This window comes from Acinetobacter sp. SWAC5 (assembly GCF_003419885.1).
In the GTDB taxonomy this organism is placed as follows: Bacteria; Pseudomonadota; Gammaproteobacteria; order Pseudomonadales; family Moraxellaceae; genus Acinetobacter; species Acinetobacter cumulans.
On the sequence record NZ_QUWR01000001.1, the window covers coordinates 108,991 to 129,177 of the forward strand.

Annotated in this window: 13 protein-coding genes; 9 read left to right on the plus strand and 4 right to left on the minus strand. The window is 41.4% G+C overall.

Annotated elements, in window-relative coordinates:
- Positions 1-92: 92 nt before the first annotated feature.
- Positions 93-2,495, plus strand: a complete 2,403-nt coding sequence (locus DYI81_RS00525) for a glucose/quinate/shikimate family membrane-bound PQQ-dependent dehydrogenase (protein ID WP_117006408.1) — start codon at positions 93-95, stop codon at positions 2,493-2,495.
- A gap of 234 nt (positions 2,496-2,729) precedes the next feature.
- Complete coding sequence (locus DYI81_RS00530) at positions 2,730-4,838, plus strand: TonB-dependent receptor (RefSeq protein WP_117006409.1); 2,109 nt, start codon at positions 2,730-2,732, stop codon at positions 4,836-4,838.
- A 47-nt stretch (positions 4,839-4,885) separates the two neighbouring features.
- Here the strand turns inward: DYI81_RS00530 and DYI81_RS00535 are convergent, their stop codons facing one another.
- From DYI81_RS00535 to DYI81_RS00545, 3 genes are all read right to left on the minus strand, one after another.
- Positions 4,886-5,956: a hypothetical protein gene (locus DYI81_RS00535; protein ID WP_117006410.1), complete on the minus strand. Its 1,071-nt coding sequence runs from the start codon at positions 5,954-5,956 to the stop codon at positions 4,886-4,888.
- Between the two features lie 94 nt (positions 5,957-6,050).
- Positions 6,051-7,340 (minus strand): ribonucleotide-diphosphate reductase subunit beta, encoded by a 1,290-nt coding sequence (locus DYI81_RS00540; protein ID WP_106985476.1) that lies wholly within the window; start codon positions 7,338-7,340, stop codon positions 6,051-6,053.
- A gap of 958 nt (positions 7,341-8,298) precedes the next feature.
- Positions 8,299-11,130: a ribonucleoside-diphosphate reductase subunit alpha gene (locus DYI81_RS00545; RefSeq protein WP_117006411.1), complete on the minus strand. Its 2,832-nt coding sequence runs from the start codon at positions 11,128-11,130 to the stop codon at positions 8,299-8,301.
- A 600-nt stretch (positions 11,131-11,730) separates the two neighbouring features.
- Between DYI81_RS00545 and bfmR the strand changes: the two genes are divergently transcribed.
- Together bfmR and bfmS are read left to right on the plus strand one after the other, a co-directional pair.
- On the plus strand, positions 11,731-12,447 hold the full coding sequence (gene bfmR / locus DYI81_RS00550; RefSeq protein WP_106985478.1) for a response regulator transcription factor BfmR: 717 nt from the start codon (positions 11,731-11,733) through the stop codon (positions 12,445-12,447).
- 40 nt (positions 12,448-12,487) lie between these two features.
- On the plus strand, positions 12,488-14,146 hold the full coding sequence (bfmS, locus tag DYI81_RS00555) for a sensor histidine kinase BfmS (RefSeq protein WP_117006412.1): 1,659 nt from the start codon (positions 12,488-12,490) through the stop codon (positions 14,144-14,146).
- Positions 14,147-14,254: 108 nt separating this feature from the next.
- Here bfmS and DYI81_RS00560 read toward each other — a convergent pair whose 3' ends face one another.
- A complete protein-coding gene (locus DYI81_RS00560) occupies positions 14,255-14,611 on the minus strand; it encodes a hypothetical protein (RefSeq protein ID WP_117006413.1) in 357 nt (118 codons plus the stop codon).
- Positions 14,612-15,223: 612 nt separating this feature from the next.
- On the opposite strand from DYI81_RS00560, the gene ndhC reads away from it, so the two are divergent.
- From ndhC to nuoF, 5 genes are all read left to right on the plus strand, one after another.
- Positions 15,224-15,769 (plus strand): NADH-quinone oxidoreductase subunit A, encoded by a 546-nt coding sequence (gene ndhC, locus DYI81_RS00565; RefSeq protein ID WP_106985481.1) that lies wholly within the window; start codon positions 15,224-15,226, stop codon positions 15,767-15,769.
- Between the two features lie 6 nt (positions 15,770-15,775).
- Entirely contained in the window at positions 15,776-16,453 is a 678-nt protein-coding gene (locus DYI81_RS00570; protein ID WP_086212662.1) for an NADH-quinone oxidoreductase subunit B, read from the plus strand.
- 87 nt (positions 16,454-16,540) lie between these two features.
- Positions 16,541-18,328 (plus strand): NADH-quinone oxidoreductase subunit C/D, encoded by a 1,788-nt coding sequence (gene nuoC, locus DYI81_RS00575; RefSeq protein ID WP_106985482.1) that lies wholly within the window; start codon positions 16,541-16,543, stop codon positions 18,326-18,328.
- Between the two features lie 13 nt (positions 18,329-18,341).
- Entirely contained in the window at positions 18,342-18,851 is a 510-nt protein-coding gene (nuoE, locus tag DYI81_RS00580; RefSeq protein WP_106985483.1) for an NADH-quinone oxidoreductase subunit NuoE, read from the plus strand.
- Positions 18,848-20,179: an NADH-quinone oxidoreductase subunit NuoF gene (gene nuoF / locus DYI81_RS00585; protein ID WP_106985484.1), complete on the plus strand. Its 1,332-nt coding sequence runs from the start codon at positions 18,848-18,850 to the stop codon at positions 20,177-20,179. Before nuoE ends, nuoF begins: the two co-directional genes overlap by 4 nt.
- The last annotated feature ends 8 nt before the right edge of the window (positions 20,180-20,187 follow it).

A 20,187-nucleotide genomic window follows, 5' to 3' on the forward strand; every position in this document is an offset into this window, starting at 1 on the left:
ATGGTATCACTGCATTTGGAACTAAGAATAATAAGGTGCCCGTGGATTCCCCATCCATCGGCTTTCTATAGAATCTTTTAAAGGTGTTCAACATGAATACTTCGACATCAGGTTCAGTGCTTAAAACGATATTGGCAGTAGTTGCTGCAATCTTCGGTTTAGGCCTACTGATTGGAGGGATTTATCTTGCAGTACTTGGTGGGTCTTGGTACTACATCATTGCAGGTATTCTCTTCATCGCAACTGCAGTTCTATTACAAAAGCTAAAAAGTTCTGCACTTATTGTCTATGCCGTACTTGTACTCGGTACTGTGGTGTGGGGGCTTTGGGAGGTTGGTTCAGACTTCTTTGCGCTTGCACCGCGTTTAGATATTTTAGGTGTTTTTGGTTTATTGCTACTTATTCCAGCAGTAACCCGTGGTTTTGATGCATCGAAAACCGCACAAATGGTGCTGGGCGGTTCATTGCTAATTACGATTTTAGTGATGATCTATGCCATTTTTAATGACCCGCAAGAAATCCGCGGTGAGTTGAAAACCCAGCAGCCAGAGCAGCACGCAGCAATTCCGGGTGTAGCGGATGAAGATTGGCCTGCTTATGGCCGTACACAATCAGGTTTGCGTTATTCTCCGTTAAAGCAAATTAACTCAGACAACGTCAAAGATCTGAAAGTGGCTTGGGAATATCACACAGGTGAGTTTAAAACTGAGAATGACTCAGGTGAAACCACGAACCAAGTCACACCAATTAAAGTGGGCGACAACATGTACATCTGTACAACCCACCAAAAATTGACAGCGTTGGACCCTGCTACGGGTAAGGCGAAATGGACTTTTGATCCGAAGTTAGTCGCAGACAATACATTCCAGCATTTAACCTGCCGTGGCGTATCTTATTTTGATGCAAATAATACCGTTGGTTTTGAAGCAAGCTTAGCTGCCAAAAAAACTACGTCTGCTGAATGTCCACAAAAAGTGATTCTTCCTGTGAACGATGGCCGACTTGTTGCGGTAAACCCAACTACAGGTAAACCATGTTCTGACTTTGGTCATAATGGTGAAGTTGATCTGCAAAAAGATATGCCATTCCCTTATCCAGGCGGTTATGTGCCAACATCACCTCCAGTGGTCACAGGTACAACCATTATTATTGCTGGTTCAACCACAGATAACTTCTCTACAGAAGAACCATCTGGTGTGATCCGTGGTTATGACGTAAATACCGGTGAGCTGCTTTGGGTATTTGATACAGGCGCGGAAGATCCAAACAAAATTCCAGCACCGGGTCAAAAATATGTTCAAAACTCACCAAATGCGTGGGCACCTTTAGCATACGATGCAAAACTTGATATTGTTTATGTTCCAACAGGCGTAGGTACTCCAGATATTTGGGGCGGTAACCGTACCAAGTTACATGAGCGTTATGCAAACTCAATGCTTGCACTTAATGCCACTACAGGTAAATTGATTTGGAACTTCCAAACCACACACCATGATTTGTGGGATATGGACGTACCATCTCAACCATCATTGGCGGATATTAAAGACAAAGATGGCAATATTGTTCCTGCAATCTATGTTTTAACCAAAACTGGTAATGCCTTTGTGCTTGACCGTCGTAACGGGAAAGCGATTGTGCCAATCACAGAAAAACCAGTTCCTCAAACAGTGAAACGTGGTCCGCAAACCAAAGGTGAGTTCTATTCTAAAACGCAGCCGTTCTCTGACTTTGATATGGCGCCTAAAGACAAACTGACTGACAAACAAATGTGGGGTGCCACGATGTTTGACCAATTGGTGTGCCGTGTTGCGTTCCATAAATTGAATTACGATGGCATATATACACCGCCATCTGAAAATGGCACTTTGGTCTTCCCAGGTAACTTGGGTGTGTTCGAGTGGGGTGGTATGTCGGTGAATCCTGACCGTCAAATCGCGGTAATGAACCCTATTGGATTGCCATTTGTCACCAAGTTGATCCCTCAAGATCCGAACCGTAAACAAACTGCAAAAGGTGCGGGTACAGAAGCAGGTGTTCAGCCAATGTATGGCGTGCCATACGGTGTTGAAATCAGTGCGTTCTTATCGCCATTTGGTCTGCCATGTAAACAGCCTTCTTGGGGCTTTGTGGCGGGTGTGGATTTGAATACACATGAAACAGTTTGGAAACGCCGCATTGGTACCATTCGTGACAGTATGCCGGGCATTCCATTGCCACCATTTAAAATGGGTGTGCCAATGTTGGGTGGTTCAATCTCAACTGCGGGTAACGTGATGTTTGTGGGTGGTACACAAGATAACTATATCCGTGCCATTAACGTAACCAATGGTGATGAGCTTTGGAAAGGTCGTCTTCCTGCGGGTGGTCAAGCAACGCCAATGACTTATGAAATAAACGGTAAGCAATACGTTGTGATTATGGCCGGTGGTCACGGATCATTTGGTACCAAAATGGGTGACTCACTGGTTGCCTATGCACTGCCTGATCAAAAATAAGTAAGCCGATGACTCATATTAAAAAAGCCTGATTCGTCAGGCTTTTTTTATCCAGATTTCTAGAGAGCATCGAAAGTGATTGACGCATAAACGTGATGTTGATTTGTTGCTTAAAAAACCAATAAGCTGAATATCACTTTAAAATGTTCAGAAAATACAGATTTTAAAAAAACAGATGATGTGCTCATGTTGCACCATTTTTATTGAGTGACTTAAATATAAGGTTTGTCATTTATGTATGATCAGCAGAATTTCCCATTTTTAAAGACGACGCTATCTTTATTGATTGCATGTGCCGCACAAAGTATTTATGCATTAGATGACACAAGCCAAGTGCAAAAACTAGATACTATTGTGATAGAAGCCACTCGAACTGATCGAGATGTCATGGCGACACCTGCATCTGCGTATTACATCCAGCAAGAGCCACAAAAAGGCATGAACGTTAACCTGTCCGAAGCCTTAAAAGGTGTGCCGGGTTTACAGCTGAATAACCGTGAAAACTATGCACAAGATTTGCAAATTTCCATGCGGGGTTTTGGCGCTCGTTCAAGTTTTGGTGTACGTGGAGTGCGTTTATATGTCGATGGCATTCCTGCAACTATGCCAGATGGGCAAGGCCAAACGTCGAATATTGATTTAAATAGTCTGGATCATATTGAGGTTTTGGGTGGCGGACTGTCTTCACTATATGGCAACTCATCAGGGGGAACCATTCTAACCACAAGCCGTGAAGGGCAAGGGCAGGACTCCATTACGTTGGGTTACTCAGGTGGTAGCGAAAATAAAGGTCAGGCCAGTGTTGTACTGCAAGGCGGTGCAAAAAATGCCAACGAACCGAGCTATATATTAAGTTCATCTTATTTTGATACAGATGGTTTTAGAGATCACAGCGCGGCTAATAAAGTTTTAAGCAATGCAAAACTGACTTGGAATTTAGATGATGGTTCTAAAATTAATTGGATAACTAATTACGTTAAAATTGATGCAGATGATCCGGGTGGTTTAGAGAAAAAAGATTGGAAAGAAAATCCTAAGCAAGTCGCAAAAAATGTATTGCTATACAACGCTCGCAAAGATATTGAGCAGTTGCAAACGGGTTTAACCTGGAATAAACCGATTAATGATCAGCATGAAATTTATGCCATGGCCTATGCAGGTCAGCGCTCTGTAACGCAATATCAATCGATTCCGCAAACAGCGCAGGGCGGTGCCAATCACGCAGGCGGTGTGATTGATTTTGATCGTAATTTTTATGGTACAGATCTGCGCTGGACAGGCAAAGAGCTTTTACCCAATTTAAAACTCATTGCGGGTGTTGCCATAGATGCCATGACGGAAGAACGCCGTGGTTATGAAAACTTTGCTGGAAGTGTATTGGGTGTAAAAGGCGATTTACGGCGCAATGAAGACAATAGCTTATGGAATATTGACCCTTATGCCCAAGCTTCTTATGCCTTAACTGATGCCGTAAATGTAGATGCAGGTTTGCGTTATAGCAATGTGCATTTTAAAACCGAGGATCATTTTTTAAGTAATGGTGATAACTCAGGTAAAACGGATTATCAAAAACTGTTGCCCTCACTAGCTTTGAGCTGGCAGATAGCTCCTGAACTGATGGCTTATGCGAGCTATGCGCAAGGTTTTGAAACGCCTACATTTACTGAAATGGCTTATCCAGCAGTCACAACAAACACGCCTTTTAGTTTAAAAGCGGCCGAAAGTGAAACCTATGAGCTGGGTTTAAAGTCGGATAATGCACTGGGGAAATTTACCGCTGCTGCGTTTTATACCCTGACTCAAGATGACATTGTGCCTCTTAAAAATGAAGGCGGTAAGGCAACCTTTCGTAATGCCGACCAAACTTTAAGACAAGGCATTGAATTGTCATGGCAAAAAGATGTATGGCGTGATTTGACCGCACAAGCCAGCTATAGCTATATAGATGCAACTTTTGATAAAGACACGGTAGATATTGCAGGGATTAGCCCAATTCCAAACGGCAACAATATTCCGGGGATTGCCAAAAATCAGGCATTTTTGGCTTTAGGATGGAAACCTGAAACTGGTTTACGCGCAGGTGTAGATGTTCGTTATAGCGATAAAGTTTATGTGGATGATATTAACTCGGACACAGCACCGAGTTATGTGGTTGCTGCTGCAAATATTGGCTACAAATGGACAGTGAATGACTGGGCATTTAATACCTTTACACGTGTGGATAATTTATTTGATAAAGATTATTCGGGTTCTGTGATTGTGAATGAAAGCAATAAGCGCTTTTTTGAGCCAGCAGAAGGGCGTAATTGGAGTGCGGGCTTGAGTGTGACGAAGAGTTTTTAATAGAAATATCATTGTTGCAGCTTTTACTTTTATTTATGTTGAAAAGATCATTCGATGGCTAACTGCGGAGAGTCTTCGATACTCGATTCAGGGGGATTACGAAAATAATCAATCTGTAAAAGCATTGGCCCTAAATAAAGAGGTAACAGTATTAAGAATAGATAAATAAAAATAGTATTTTTCTGCTCTTGATAGGTATGGATCATCGCACTTTTTGGGATAGATAGATCAGTACTGCTAAGTGATAGCAAAAGTACATGGTGAGTCGTATATTGATTTATATTTTTTGCATAACCAATGCGGACAGGTTTTTCTGAAAGTGAACTGAGACGATCACAGGAGTCGTAAGTATCTATGAAATCGCAGTAAATCGTGAAAATATCCCCTTGCGCAGTATGTAGTTCGGTATCTGTCCACGACCTGCGACTTTTACCTGAACCGACGGATTTATATTCATTATGGATGATCCCTTCAACAAAGTTTTCCCGAGTAGATAAGAGTTCTTGGCTTTGAAACTTTAGTGTTTCTGGGTATTTATGTAATTCATAGAGTGTTAATTGAAAGAATAATAATGTAAAAACAAAACTATGCCAGATCAATCCAGTACGGGTTAATTTATTATCTTGTATAAAGATGATCATAAAAATGATTGCAATGATAAGTAGATAACAAATGTGAAATTTTAAGCCTAGAAAACGATCTGAATTACACACCCACAATGCAATACAGGAGTAATACATACTACAACTATAAAAGATGAGTTTTTGGCGTTTGTTGAGAACTTGAATACGTTTAATTTTGTCTTTTAAAGAAGTTTCCTTTTTGTCACATTTTTCTGTACTAGAACTTTCAACTTCTATCAGTTTGTTATGGTCTTGGTCGATTTGTTGTACATACGAGACTAGCTGATTTTTATCAGAAGAAAGGGCAGTAACTTTTTTACTATCTGCTTGATAGTAGAAATAGACCGAAGCATTTTTATATAAAGTTGTGTCTTCAATTAAAATGGTGTCAGCATCAAAAATATAATGCTGTTTTTCAGATTGAATGATGCCTGAACGATTATTTCCAGAATAATAGTGAATAATGCCTTGCTGAATCAGCGGAGCTTCTGTCATATTTTATTTTAAGTTTTTGATTTTAATGAATTCTAACATTATTTATTGAAATAAAAAATCCCGCCATTAGGACGGGATTTTTTGAATCTTTCGATTACCAGCTTAACGCACCACCAGTTTGGTAGTCAGTTACGCGAGTTTCAAAGAAGTTCTTCTCTTTACGCAAGTCCATCATTTCTGACATCCACTGGAATGGGTTATTCACACCAGCAAATTGCTCAGGTAAACCAAGCTGACTTAAACGACGGTTACAGATGAATTTCAAATATTCTTCCATCATGCCAGCGTTCATACCCAATACACCACGTGGCATCGTGTCACGCGCATATTCGATTTCAAGCATTGTACCTTCAAGAATCATTTGAACAACTTCTTCTTGGAATTCAGCAGTCCAAAGGTGCGGGTTCTCAATCTTGATTTGGTTAATCATGTCGATACCAAAGTTCAAGTGCATAGATTCATCACGTAAGATGTATTGGAATTGCTCAGCAACACCGTTCATCTTGTTACGACGGCCCATAGACAAAATTTGACTGAAACCACAGTAGAAGAAGATACCTTCAAGTACACAGTAGAATGCGATCAAATTGCGAAGCAAGATTTGGTCAGTTTCAGCTGTACCTGTTTGGAAAGTAGGATCACTTAACTGTTGAGTATATTTTAAGCCCCACGCAGCTTTACGTGCTACAGATGGAACTTCGCGGTACATGTTGAAGACTTCGCCTTCATCCATACCCAAAGATTCGATACAGTATTGGTAAGCATGAGTGTGAATCGCTTCTTCAAACGATTGACGTAAAATGTACTGACGGCATTCAGGGTTGGTAATGTGACGGTAAATCGCTAATACCAAGTTGTTTGCAACCAATGAGTCAGCAGTCGAGAAGAAACCAAGTGAACGCATTACAATCGTACGCTCATCTTCAGTTAAGCCATTTTCAGACTTCCATAACGCGATGTCCGCAGTCATGTTAACTTCTTGAGGCATCCAGTGGTTTGCACAACCGTCTAGGTATTTTTGCCAAGCCCATTCGTATTTGAACGGTACAAGTTGGTTCAAGTCAGCACGACAGTTAATCATCGCTTTGTCGTCAACTTGAACACGTTGCGCACCCATTTCCAACTCTTCTAAGCCTGGTGCTACATCTAAATTACTTAGGGCAGCAGATGCTCTTTCCAACGAATTGGTTGAATGTGCTGTTGCTCCTCGGGCTGGATTGGTTCCAGCGGGTTGTGCAACTGCCAAATTCGTCTGTGGTTGCTGTGCATGAGATACCACTTGCGAATCAGCCGCTTTTTGCGGTTCGACGGGCGCAGGCTGCTGTGCTGGTGCAGCTTGTTTCGGTTCATCATCTTCGAAATCGTCCCAACTTAGGATAGACATATCAATTCTCACAAATTATACGCTTCACTTATTTACAAAACATGGATGAATGTCTTAAAAACAAACAAACATTTTGTAAAGTTAGGCGATTTAGTTATTTAATAAATTTGGGAGGTATTGTAGTTTTTATTGGCTAAATTTGATAGATGAGTCGGATGCTAAATTAACCATTGAAGTTATAATTGTCATATAATTTTTTGATTTTTATAGCATTAGTTGTTGTTTATGTTTTATTGAAAAAATCAATAAAAATCATTGACTTATATTTTTAATCCACGTCGAAAATCCCCGATAGAATCGAGGTCTTTAAGAAAAACTAGTCGGTGTTGGTATGATCGAATTCACGCGGTGACTAGGAAATAAATAAGTTTTAAGTCTAGATAAACACGCAGTATTATTTATGTTGATTACGCGATTTATGGGCTTTGAACCAGAAATAAGCAATTGGAACGTAAAAGGTCAAAATAAAGGAAACTACCAAAGCAATTAGCCCTATTTGATAGTTATGAGTCATGTGCATCATGGTTCCCCCTTTACAGTTAAAGTTGAGAGGCTAAAGAGCCTCTCTAGTCATCTCAATTACTTGGGTTGACTACGATAGTGTGCACATACATTTTCGAATCGATTAAATCGACGTCGAATATATGAGCGAACATGTACACTTTTGATATGTCCCATGGCTCGTTCCTTTACAAATCAAAATGACTTGTACTGGCTCGAATAATAATTCAATGGTAGAATTATCACCGCATTGATATATGCCAGCCTCTTCGTGACCATTTTGGTATCACTTCGAGATTGTAAGCCTTCTAGTTAGTTTTGACGGACGCTAGAGGGCTTTTTTATTGCTTAAATTTTGAATCCCCCTAAATCCCCCTTTTGCAAAGGGGGACTTGCATCCCGCCATTTGCTTCAAGGAATCTCCCTCCTTTGAAAAAGGAGGGTCGGGGAGGATTATTTACTGACAAGCCTCACAATCAGGGTTGTCAATTGAACATGCTTGCGGCACTGGCGCTGCATTTGCAAAGCCGTCTTCCTCTGCAGGAGCTTCTGGTTTTGCTTCTGGAGCTGCAACCGCGGCTACTGGCGCTGCTACAGTTGCAGGTTTAACTGCGTTTAATGCGCCTGTGTTAATTGTAGATTTCTCAGCAGATGTTGCACCCAATGCACGTAGGTAATAAGTTGTCTTAAGACCACGTAACCACGCCATTTTGTATGTCATGTCCAGTTTCTTACCATTTGCACCAGCGATGTAAAGGTTAAGAGACTGTGCTTGATCGATCCATTTTTGACGGCGTGATGCAGCATCCACAATCCAACGTGGCTCAACTTCGAACGCAGTCGCGAAGATCGCTTTAAGCTCTTCAGGAATACGAGAAATCTTTTGAACAGAACCTTCAAAGTGTTTCAGGTCGTTCACCATCACAGAATCCCAAAGACCACGGTCTTTCAACGCACGTACTAGGTACGGGTTGATTACAGTGAATTCACCAGAAAGGTTAGATTTCACATATAAGTTTTGGAATGTTGGTTCGATTGATTGAGATACGCCACAAATATTCGAAATGGTTGCAGTTGGTGCAATTGCCATCACGTTTGAGTTACGCATACCGTCTTTTTGAACTTTAGTACGTAAAGTATCCCAGTCCAAACGTGTTGTACGGTCAACTTCAAACATGCGCTCAGGGCGTGCTTTTGCAACAAGGTCAAGCGAGTCAATTGGTAAAATACCTTGATCCCACAATGAACCTTTAAATGTTTCGTAAGTACCGCGTTCAACAGCTAAGTCGCTAGATGTTGCAATTGCGTAGTAAGAAATAACTTCCATTGATTCGTCAGCAAACTCAACCGCAGCTTCTGAACCATAAGCCAATTTCATTTCGTAAAGTGCATCTTGGAAGCCCATGATGCCCATACCAACTGGACGATGTTTCAAGTTCGAGTTACGCGCTTGAGGAACAGCGTAGTAGTTGATGTCAATTACGTTGTCTAACATACGAACCGCAGTTTTCACTGTGCGCGCAAGTTTTTCACGGTCTAACACACCACCTTGAACGTGTTGTACAAGGTTAATCGAACCTAAGTTACATACTGCAATTTCGTCTTTGCTTGTATTCAGCGTAATTTCTGTACACAAGTTAGAAGAGTGAACTACACCCACGTGTTGTTGTGGTGAACGTAGGTTACATACGTCTTTGAATGTGATCCAAGGGTGACCAGTTTCAAACAACATAGACAGCATTTTGCGCCACAAATCTTTTGCACGGATTTTCTTGTGCAACATATTTGTTTCTTTCGCAATTGCTTCGTAGTAAGCATAACGCTCAGCGAATTCAGCACCTGTTAAGTCATGCAGATCAGGCGTTTCAGAAGGCGTGAATAGTGTCCATTCAGCATCTTCAAATACACGTTGCATGAATAAGTCAGGAACCCAATTTGCTGTGTTCATGTCATGCGTACGGCGGCGGTCATCACCTGTGTTCTTACGAAGCTCTAGGAATTCTTCGATGTCCAAGTGCCAAGTTTCAAGGTATGCACATACTGCACCTTTACGTTTACCACCTTGGTTTACCGCTACAGCAGTATCGTTGGCAACTTTAAGGAACGGTACAACACCTTGTGACTTACCATTCGTACCTTTAATGTATGAGTTAAGCGCACGAACTGGTGTCCAGTCGTTACCTAAACCGCCTGCCCATTTAGACAACATTGCGTTATCACGCATTGCGCCATAAATATCAAACAAGTCATCATCAATGGTTGTTAAGTAGCAGCTAGATAACTGTGGACGAAGCGTACCTGAGTTAAATAGGGTGGGTGTAGAAGCCATGTAGTCGAAGCTAGACAATAGGTCATAGAATTCGATCGCACGTTCTTCACGGTTTGCTTCATTGAGTGATAGACCCATAGAAACACGCATGAAGAACAATTGCGGTAATTCAAAACGTACGCCATCTGAGTGGATGAAGTAACGGTCAAATAAAGTTTGTAGACCTAAATATGTAAATTGGTTTGAGCGTTCAGGTTTGATTGCAGTAGCCAATTTTGCAAGGTCAAAATTAAGAAGTTCTGGAGAAAGTAAATCAAGCTCGATACCTTTCTTTAAGAAAGTCTCAAGTGCATCACCTTCAGCGGTTTCTACATCTAAACCTAAAAACTCTAAGCCAGTTGCTACAAGCTCGTTACGGAGTAAACGCGCAGTCACGTATGTATAATTTGGTTCTTGTTCAATACGTGTACGTGTTGCCATCATCATTGTTGTAGAGATGTCTGACTCTTTTACGCCGTTGTAGAGGTTTTTAACGGTTTCTTCAACAATCGCTTGAACGTCAATGCCTTCTAAGCCTTCAGCTGCTTTTACAACATTGGCTTCTAAAGCGCTCAAATCTAGAGGTTGAAGCTGGCCATTCGCACCTGTGATTTGTAGTGTAGGGTGATGGTGTGCACCTGTCGCTTTACGCGCTTCTGCACGTTGGTCACGATAAATAACGTATGCACGAGCAACTTTTTGCTCGCCAGTACGCATTAGTGCAAGTTCAACTTGGTCTTGGATTTCTTCAATGTGGATTGTGCCACCAGAAGGCAAACGGCGATTGAACGTATTTAATACCATCTCGGTAAGTTGAGAAATACGGTCGTGGATACGGCTAGAGTCAGTACTTTGTTGACCCTCAACAGCCAAGAACGCTTTCCCAATTGCTACAGAAATTTTTTCTGCATCAAAAGTAGCCACGTCTCCGGTGCGTTTAATCACCTGAATTTGGCCTGGGGTTGAAGTAATTACGCTCATGTCAGCATAGCTCCATTATCATCTATTGTTATGTTCAGGGCCGTTTGAACTGGGCAAAAAATATGCCACAGTGTTTGAGGAATAAACACAAGACTTAGTGGTTTAAAAGTGAATTGGACACAAGATACGGGAAAAATTTGGCTAGATCAATATTGACATTTATCTAAATGTTTCGATCGGTTTTGGCTTGACGCAATCGCAAAAAAATCCATTTTTTTTATGATTCTTGTATATGCCTTATTAGACAAGGCACTAGCATAACAAAGCTAGGATTAAGTGCTTATAGATAACCTTGTGGATAAGTAAAAATGTATAAAAAGTTATTTGAACATAGAGTCACCAGATGTATAAAAATGTTGCAAATCGATATTCATTTTATCGCTTAATTTTTAAATAAAAGGCAGGAATTTGTGGGTGTATAAAGAAAAAAGATAAGGAATTCAAAGTCTCCATAAGTTTTAATCAAAAGTTGCATTGATGTATCAGTTTGGTGAACGCCCCCTTGTTTACAATGTAAACGTGTGTATATTGCAAATTATATTTAGCCGTATCTATTGGATTTCAAAAGGATACCTAAGCACTACTATAAAGGGGCTTCACATGAGTCAAGAAGAAAAGTTACCAAAAATTTTAATTGTTGAAGATGACGAGCGTCTTGCACGTTTAACGCAAGAATATTTAATCCGTAATGGATTAGAGGTTGGGGTAGAGCCAGACGGTAATCGTGCGATTCGTCGTATCATTGCTGAACAACCAGATCTTGTTGTGCTTGATGTAATGCTTCCAGGCGCTGATGGTTTAACCATTTGTCGCGAAGTGCGTCCGCATTATCATCAACCTATTTTAATGTTGACTGCACGTACTGAAGATATGGACCAAGTATTGGGTCTAGAAATGGGTGCAGATGACTATGTAGCAAAACCTGTGCAACCACGCGTATTGCTTGCACGTATTCGCGCATTGTTACGTCGCACAGACAAAGCACCAGAAGAAGAAGTAGCGCAGCGCATTGAATTTGATGATCTCGTAATTGATAACGGTGGTCGTTCAGTCACTTTAAACAATGAACTTGTTGATTTTACTAGTGCGGAATATGACCTTTTATGGTTGTTGGCATCGAATGCTGGGCGTATCCTGTCGCGTGAAGATATTTTTGAACGCCTACGTGGTATTGAATACGATGGCCAAGACCGTTCAATCGACGTACGTATTTCTCGTATTCGTCCAAAAATTGGTGATGATCCAGAAAATCCAAAACGAATTAAAACAGTTCGTAGTAAGGGTTATCTTTTTGTTAAAGAAACCAACGGCATTTAAGCGATGCCGTTTCACCAGTTTGAGCTGTAGGACACCCTAATTGTTAAAACATAGTATTTTTTTGCGCATATACACAGGTTTAGTCATACTTGTGGTGCTGGTAGCGCTGTTCAGTTATTTACTGGTACAGATTATTAACTATCAGCGTGCGCAAGAATATCGCGAGACTTTAACCGATGGTATGGCGTATATCATCAGTGAAGGGGTGGCACGTCAGAACAATCCACAACAAAAAATGGATTGGATTTCAGATGCATCAGCTTTGCTGGAATTACCTATTTACTATGTGAAAGCCGAAAAAGTTGATTTAACACGTGCAGAAGCCAAGCGTTTAGAAAAGCGTAAAGCCGTGGTGCGTTGGGATGCTCAGACGAATGTTGCTTATATTATTATGGGCTTGCAGGAAGATCCTGAGCACTTGTTATATATTAAGGCAGATAAAATTACAGAACGGCAAATGAAGGCATTGCCGGTATTTGTATTGGATTATTTGGTTTACTATCCTGGACAAGAAAAGAAATATCTAGAAAAGATTCAACATTATTTTACTTATCCAATTGAAATTCAAAATGTGCAAGATTTGCCTCTAGATTCAGAGCAAATAGGACGCCTACGTTTAGATCACAGTATTATTTTATATCGCGACAGTGCTTCTGTACGTGGTACAACCATCTCTATCGTTTCTCCTATTCCAAGTTCAACGTCTGAAGTCTTGGTTATGGGGCCTGTACCGTTATTTAATTGGATGCCTTTTCAATTGGCAGCAGGCATTACTTTATTAAGCTTATTTGTCTTAAGTCTTGGTGTGTATGGCTTGCTGGTGCCGATGCAGCGCAAACTACGTGCGGTTAATTTTGCCTTAAATAAAATGAAAACAGGCGATATGACGGTTCGTTTACCTGTAGATAGTGCGGACGAAATGGGTTCCTTGGCATCCAGTTATAACAATATGTCTGATCATATTGAACGTCTCATAGAGGCGCAGCGTGAATTAATGCGAGCGGTATCGCATGAGCTTCGTACCCCAGTTGCACGTATTCGTTTTGCCATGGAAATGTTGGCCGACGAAGATGACTATGAGTACCGTTTACAACAGGTAGAAATGATTGATAAAGATATTGAGGCACTCAATACCTTAATTGATGAGATCATGACTTATGCAAAACTAGAGCAGGGCATGCCTTCTTTAGAATTTGAAAAAGTTTCATTGTTTGAGCTCTTGGATCAGGTGGTTATAGAAACTGAAGCTTTAAAAACAGGCAAAACCCTTGAGCTACAAGCACCACCTTTGCATATAGAAGTTGATGCAGAGCGACGCTATTTGCATCGCGTAGTACAAAACTTGATGGGCAATGCTGTGCGCTATTGCGATAATCGCGTGGTAGTTAGTGGTGGTTTAGATGAATTTGGCAATGCCTATGTCTGTGTAGAAGATGATGGTCCGGGTATTCCTGAAGAAGAGCGTACTCGTATTTTTGAAGCGTTTGCCCGCTTGGATGATAGTCGTACTCGTGCTTCAGGTGGCTATGGTTTAGGGCTTTCAATTGTGAGTCGTATTGCTTACTGGTTTGGTGGACAAGTGGTGATCGATGAAAGTCCGCGTTTGGGTGGGGCACGCTTTACCATGACATGGCCTGCAAATCGCTTTAAACGGACAAAGTCTGTTGAGCGCAATGAGTCAGACAATACAGATTCATAGTAAATATAATATTAAAACCATAGGTGACTGAGTTTTCATTGCAGATCACATAAAAAGCCATTCTTTCAAGAATGGCTTTTTATACGCTCTTTTAAGCTAGGTCGTACTTTATTCATAAACTGTTGCATCAGGCGGAATAATTTTCTTGCCATTTTTTAGGCTATCTAATGCGTTACTATTAAAGTCAATCAGCAGTGAGTTATTTTGAGTATCAATGTTATAGCGACTAATGAGCTTTTCATCGCCATTGAGTGTTTCCACTATATATTCATCAGCAATATTTAAAATTCCATCGAGATTTGTGGTGGCAGAGGCTTTATCTTGACGGAACAATTCATAGATATCGCGCAAATCAAAAATGGCATTGTTCGCATCTGGGTGCTTTTCAATATAATTTTCAATATGACGAACAATCAGCTGGGCAAACAAAAAATAGTTTGGTTTGTGTGTGAATTCTAAATTCATTTCTTGCTCCCTCAGGTTCTATTTAAGTTGTTTTAATTAGGAATAGCATAATTCTTTTTAAAAGCAGATAGGTCACTTGAATTTGTTGCAAAAAAATACAAATGTGCCTGCGTTTGAATATGAGCTATGTTTAAAAAAAAGAGGATTAATTCTTATCGCAAGCTAAACTATTGGTGAAAAAATAAATTGAATAATGTTTCATTGGGGGATAATTGATGTGGTAAAAATTATTAAAATTATCGTATTGTGATATTTTTATTGAAAATAATAATAAATTATTTAACATATTTTTTTATTTGATCGGTTGGTGATATTTTTTATTAAAATATGTGTTTTTGTGGTGTGTTGGCGTGAAAATGATGAAAATTTATAAAAATAATCATAACTTGGAAAATTATTTAATAAAGCGATGATTTGCTTGAAAATACAGCCAGAGCGTAGCTTATAGCTAAAAATGTCCAAAAAATCATCCAAAAGACTAAGGCTTATGAACTAGCAAGTGAAATCAGAAATCAGGTACAATTGGCGGGATTAATTTTGTGTTTGGTGTATTTGAAGGCCAATACATACATTCTTTGTTAATAAATTAGGCCTGCCAGGAGTTATCCCCGCATGAGTGCCATTACTCCATACGAATGGGCAATTATTGCCTTCGTGATCGGCGTTACGTTTCTATGCGTCTTTATGCTCACTGTCCCGTTACTCCTAGGGGGTAAATCGTGGGGCCGTGCTAAGCAAGAGCAGTTTGAGTCAGGTGTTGTTGGTGCAGGCGGTGCTCGTATCCGCTTGTCTGCAAAATTCTATTTAGTGGCTATTTTCTTTGTCGTTTTCGACTTAGAAGCACTATACCTTTATGCATGGGCTGTATCAGTGCGTGAAGTGGGCTGGATTGGTTTTGCAGCTGCTGCCGTATTTATTTTAGTTTTACTCGTTGGTTTGATTTACGAATTCTCTACTGGTGCTCTGAACTGGTCACCATCAGACAAACGTAAAGCAGCAGGGATTAAACCTAAAATTGGTTCACCAACTATGGACCTTGCTGAAATTACCCGCTTTAACTCAATTGAAGAATTGGTAATTGACCCTACTGGTCAAATTCCAGCTCAATCTTCTGGCCGTGTGAAAAAATCAGCGGCTGCGTCATCTGATAAGGAGTAAGACGGGATGAAATATACATTAACCCGTGCGAATCCGGATGCTGATCAATATCCACTTCAAGAGCGTCAAATCGTTACTGATCCGCTTGAAGAAGAAGTGAATAAAAATGTATTCATGACTCGTTTAGAGGACTTGATGCATACAGCAGTAAACTGGGGTCGTAAGAACTCAGTTTGGCCGTTTAACTTTGGTACATCATGCTGCTACGTAGAGTATGCAACGACCTTAACAGGCGTGCATGACTTATCACGTTTTGGTGCCGAAGTAATTCGTGCTTCACCGCGTCAGGCCGATGTGATGATTGTTGCTGGTACATGTTTCATGAAAATGGCCCCTGTAATTCAACGTTTGTATGAACAAATGCTTGAACCTAAGTGGGTGATTTCTATGGGTGCATGTGCAAATTCAGGTGGTATGTACGACATCTACTCAGTTGTACAAGGTGTGGATAAAATTATTCCTGTGGATGTGTACATTCCGGGTTGCCCACCACGTCCTGAAGCGTTAATTCAAGCATTAATGTTATTGCAAGACCAAATTCAACTCGAGCGCCGCCCATTGTCTGCGGTAATTGGTGATGATCTTAAGCCAGTGTATAAGCCAAAGATGCAGCCAGAACGTGACCGCAAACAAGCACAGCGTATTGCTGTGAAAAACCTGCGCTCTATGGATGAAATTAAATAATTTAAACGACAAATGTTTGATGCACCCTACATGGGTGTAATTGTCGTTTAGGTTGACTGAATTTGTATTAAATAGGAAGCCAAGCTAATGGCTGAAACTGAAATTGCTATGCCAGAATCAACGCCTGTTGATTCACGCCCAGCATTTGCAATTGTAGAAGAGCTCAAAGCCAAATTTGGTGAGAACTTCTATGTGCAAACGACTTTCGAAGACTTTCCAACAGTCTGGGTTGAGCGCGCACGTGTACAAGACGTATTAATGTTCTTGCGTACAGTGTCACGTCCTTACGTTATGCTGTTTGACTTGTCTGCGGTAGATGAGCGTTTACGTACGCACCGCGACGGTTTACCTGCGTCTGACTTCACCGTGTTCTATCACTTGTTATCGCTAGAGCGTAACAGTGACATTCGTATCAAAGTTGCGTTAAGCGAATCGGACTTAAACATCCAAACTGCAACCAACATTTGGCCGAATGCGAACTGGTATGAACGTGAAGCCTACGACATGTTTGGTATCAATTTCGAAGGGCATCCAATGCTCCGTCGTATTTTGTTGCCAACATATTGGGAGGGTCACCCACTTCGTAAAGAATATTCTGCGCGTGCAACTGAATATACACCGTATATGCAGAACCAAGCGAAGCAAGATTTCGAGCAAGAACACCTACGTTTTGTACCTGAAGATTGGGGTCTAAAACGTGGCAATGCTGACGAAGACTTCATGTTCTTGAACTTGGGTCCTAACCATCCATCTGCGCATGGTGCATTCCGTGTAATTTTGCAGTTGGACGGTGAAGAAGTTAAAGACTGCGTACCTGACATCGGCTATCACCACCGTGGTGTAGAGAAGATGGCTGAGCGTCAAACTTGGCACTCATTCATTCCGTATACAGACCGTGTGGACTACTTAGGTGGTTGTGCACAAAACATGCCTTATGTGATGGGCGTGGAGCAAATGGCGGGTATTACTGTACCTGACCGTGCGCAATGTATCCGTGTCATGATGTCTGAATTGTTCCGTATTAATAACCACTTGCTGTTTATTGGTACTGCGATTCAGGATGCCGGCGGTATGACGCCTGTATTCTATATGTTCGCCGATCGTCAAAAAATCTATGACGCAATCGAAGCGATCACAGGCTACCGTATGCACCCAGCATGGTTCCGTATTGGCGGTACTGCGCATGACTTACCAAATGGTTGGGACAAACTAATCCGTGAAATTTTGGATTGGATGCCAGGTCGTTTGAAAGAGTACTATACTGCTGCGCTTAAAAACTCAGTATTCATCGGTCGTACCCGTAATGTTGCTCAGTACGATGCAAAATCTGCATTGGCATGGGGCGTAACAGGTACAGGTTTACGTGCTACAGGTATCGATTTTGACGTACGTAAGTACCGTCCATACAGTGGCTATGAAAACTACGACTTTGATGTACCGTTAGAGTACGAAGGCGATGCTTATGCACGTGTTCTTGTTCACTTCCGTGAAATTGAAGAATCACTCAAAATCATCAAGCAATGTTTAGACAACATGCCTTCTGGTGCGTACAAAGCAGATCATCCACTGGCTGTTCCACCACCAAAAGATAAGACATTACAAGATATTGAAACGCTGATTACGCACTTCTTGAGCGTATCTTGGGGTCCTGTAATGCCTGCAGGTGAAGCATCTGTAATGGCAGAGGTGGTGAAAGGTGCGTCGAACTACTACATCACGTCTGATAAGTCGACGATGAGTTACCGTACGCGTATTCGTACACCAACCTTCACGCACTTACAGCAAATGCCTTCTGTGATTAACGGCAGTCTTGTATCTGACTTAATCATTTATTTAGCGACAATTGACGTCGTAATGGCTGACGTGGATCGCTAAGGGGTAACGCATTATGATGATTTTGACTGATAAAAAGCCACGTGTGAATGTTGAAGGGATTTTGACTGCGGACGAAATTCACGATATCCAACATCACATTGAGCATTATCCGTACCCACGTGCAGCGTGTTTGGATGCATTAAAATGCGTTCAACGTCGTAATGGCTGGGTAGATGATGCACAAATGAATGCGATTGCTCAATTGCTGAGCATGACACTTGCTGACCTTGAAGGTGTAGCAACATTCTATAACCGTATTTACCGTCAACCAGTTGGCCGTCACGTAATTTTATTATGTGATTCAATTGCGTGTTTCTTGATGGGTGCAGAAACTTTAGCGGAAGCTTTTCAACGTGAATTAGGTATTCAGTTTGGTCAAACGACTGCTGATGGCCGTTTCACTTTGCTTCCAATCTGCTGCTTAGGAAACTGTGATAAAGGTCCAACGTTGATGATTGATGAAGATACTCACGGATTAGTTGAAGTGACATCAATTAAACAGTTATTGGAGAAGTATGTATGAATACTGAACCAAAACCAATTTATGGCGACGGTAACCCAGAAACTCATCCGCTCACTTGGCGTTTAAGCAAGCAAGCGAATGTTCGTGGTGCAGACGACTATGAAGCACTTGAAGGCTATGCAGGCTTCAAAAAAGCTTTAGGTATGCAACCGAAAGAAGTACTGGACGTGATTAAAGCTGCGACTGTAAAAGGCCGTGGTGGTGCAGGTTTCCCAGCAGGTATTAAATGGTCGCTTATGGCGCCAAATGATAACTCAGGTCCTCGTTACCTCATCTGTAACGCCGATGAAATGGAACCAGGTACGTTCAAAGACCGTTTGTTGATGGAAGATCTTCCTCACCAATTGATCGAAGGGATGTTGATTGCGGGTTATACGCTTGAAGCAACTCACGGTTATATCTTTATTCGTGGCGAATACATTGAAGCTGCGAAATACCTGAACGAAGCATTAGAGCAAATTCGTGCCAAAGGTTACTTGGGTGAAAACATCCTCGGTACAGGTTGGAGCTTTGATCTACATGTGCATACAGGTGCGGGCCGTTATATCTGTGGTGAAGAAACTGCATTGATTAACTCGCTTGAAGGTCGCCGTGCGAACCCTCGTACTAAACCGCCATTCCCGCAAGTTGCAGGTGCTTGGGGTCGTCCTACAATCGTAAACAACGTAGAGACCTACAACAACTTACCAGCAATTATGCTTCGTGGTCCTGAGTGGTATGTTGGTTTATCTCAAGGTAAATCAAAAGATCCAGGCACAAAAATTTATGGTGCTTCAGGTAAAGTGAAATTCCCTGGTTTATGGGAACTTCCATTTGGTACAACTGCGCGTGAAGTGATTGAAGATCATGCCGGTGGTATGCGTGATGGCTTAACGCTAAAAGCATGGTTACCAGGTGGTGCATCAACTGACTTCTTGGCTGCTGAACACATCGACTTACCGATGGATGCAGAAAACATCATGAAAGCGGGTTCACGTTTAGGTACGTGTTTGCTCATGGTTGTAGACCAAACTCAATGTATGGTTTCAGCAACACGTAACCTCGAAGAATTCTTTGCACGTGAGTCGTGTGGTTTCTGTACGCCTTGCCGTGACGGTTTACCTTGGGCGGTTAAAGCGCTTAAAGCATTGGAAGATGGCACGGGTAAAAAAGAAGATATTGACCATTTACAAGAGCTTACTCGTAAGCTTTGGATTGGTAAAACTTTCTGTGCTCACGCTCCAGGTGCGATGGAACCATTAATGGGCGCACTCAAACATTTCCGTGGCGAATTTGAAGCAAAAGTAGTAAATGCTGCTGCTCAAGTTAGCAACGTAGAACAAGCTTAAGGAATTCG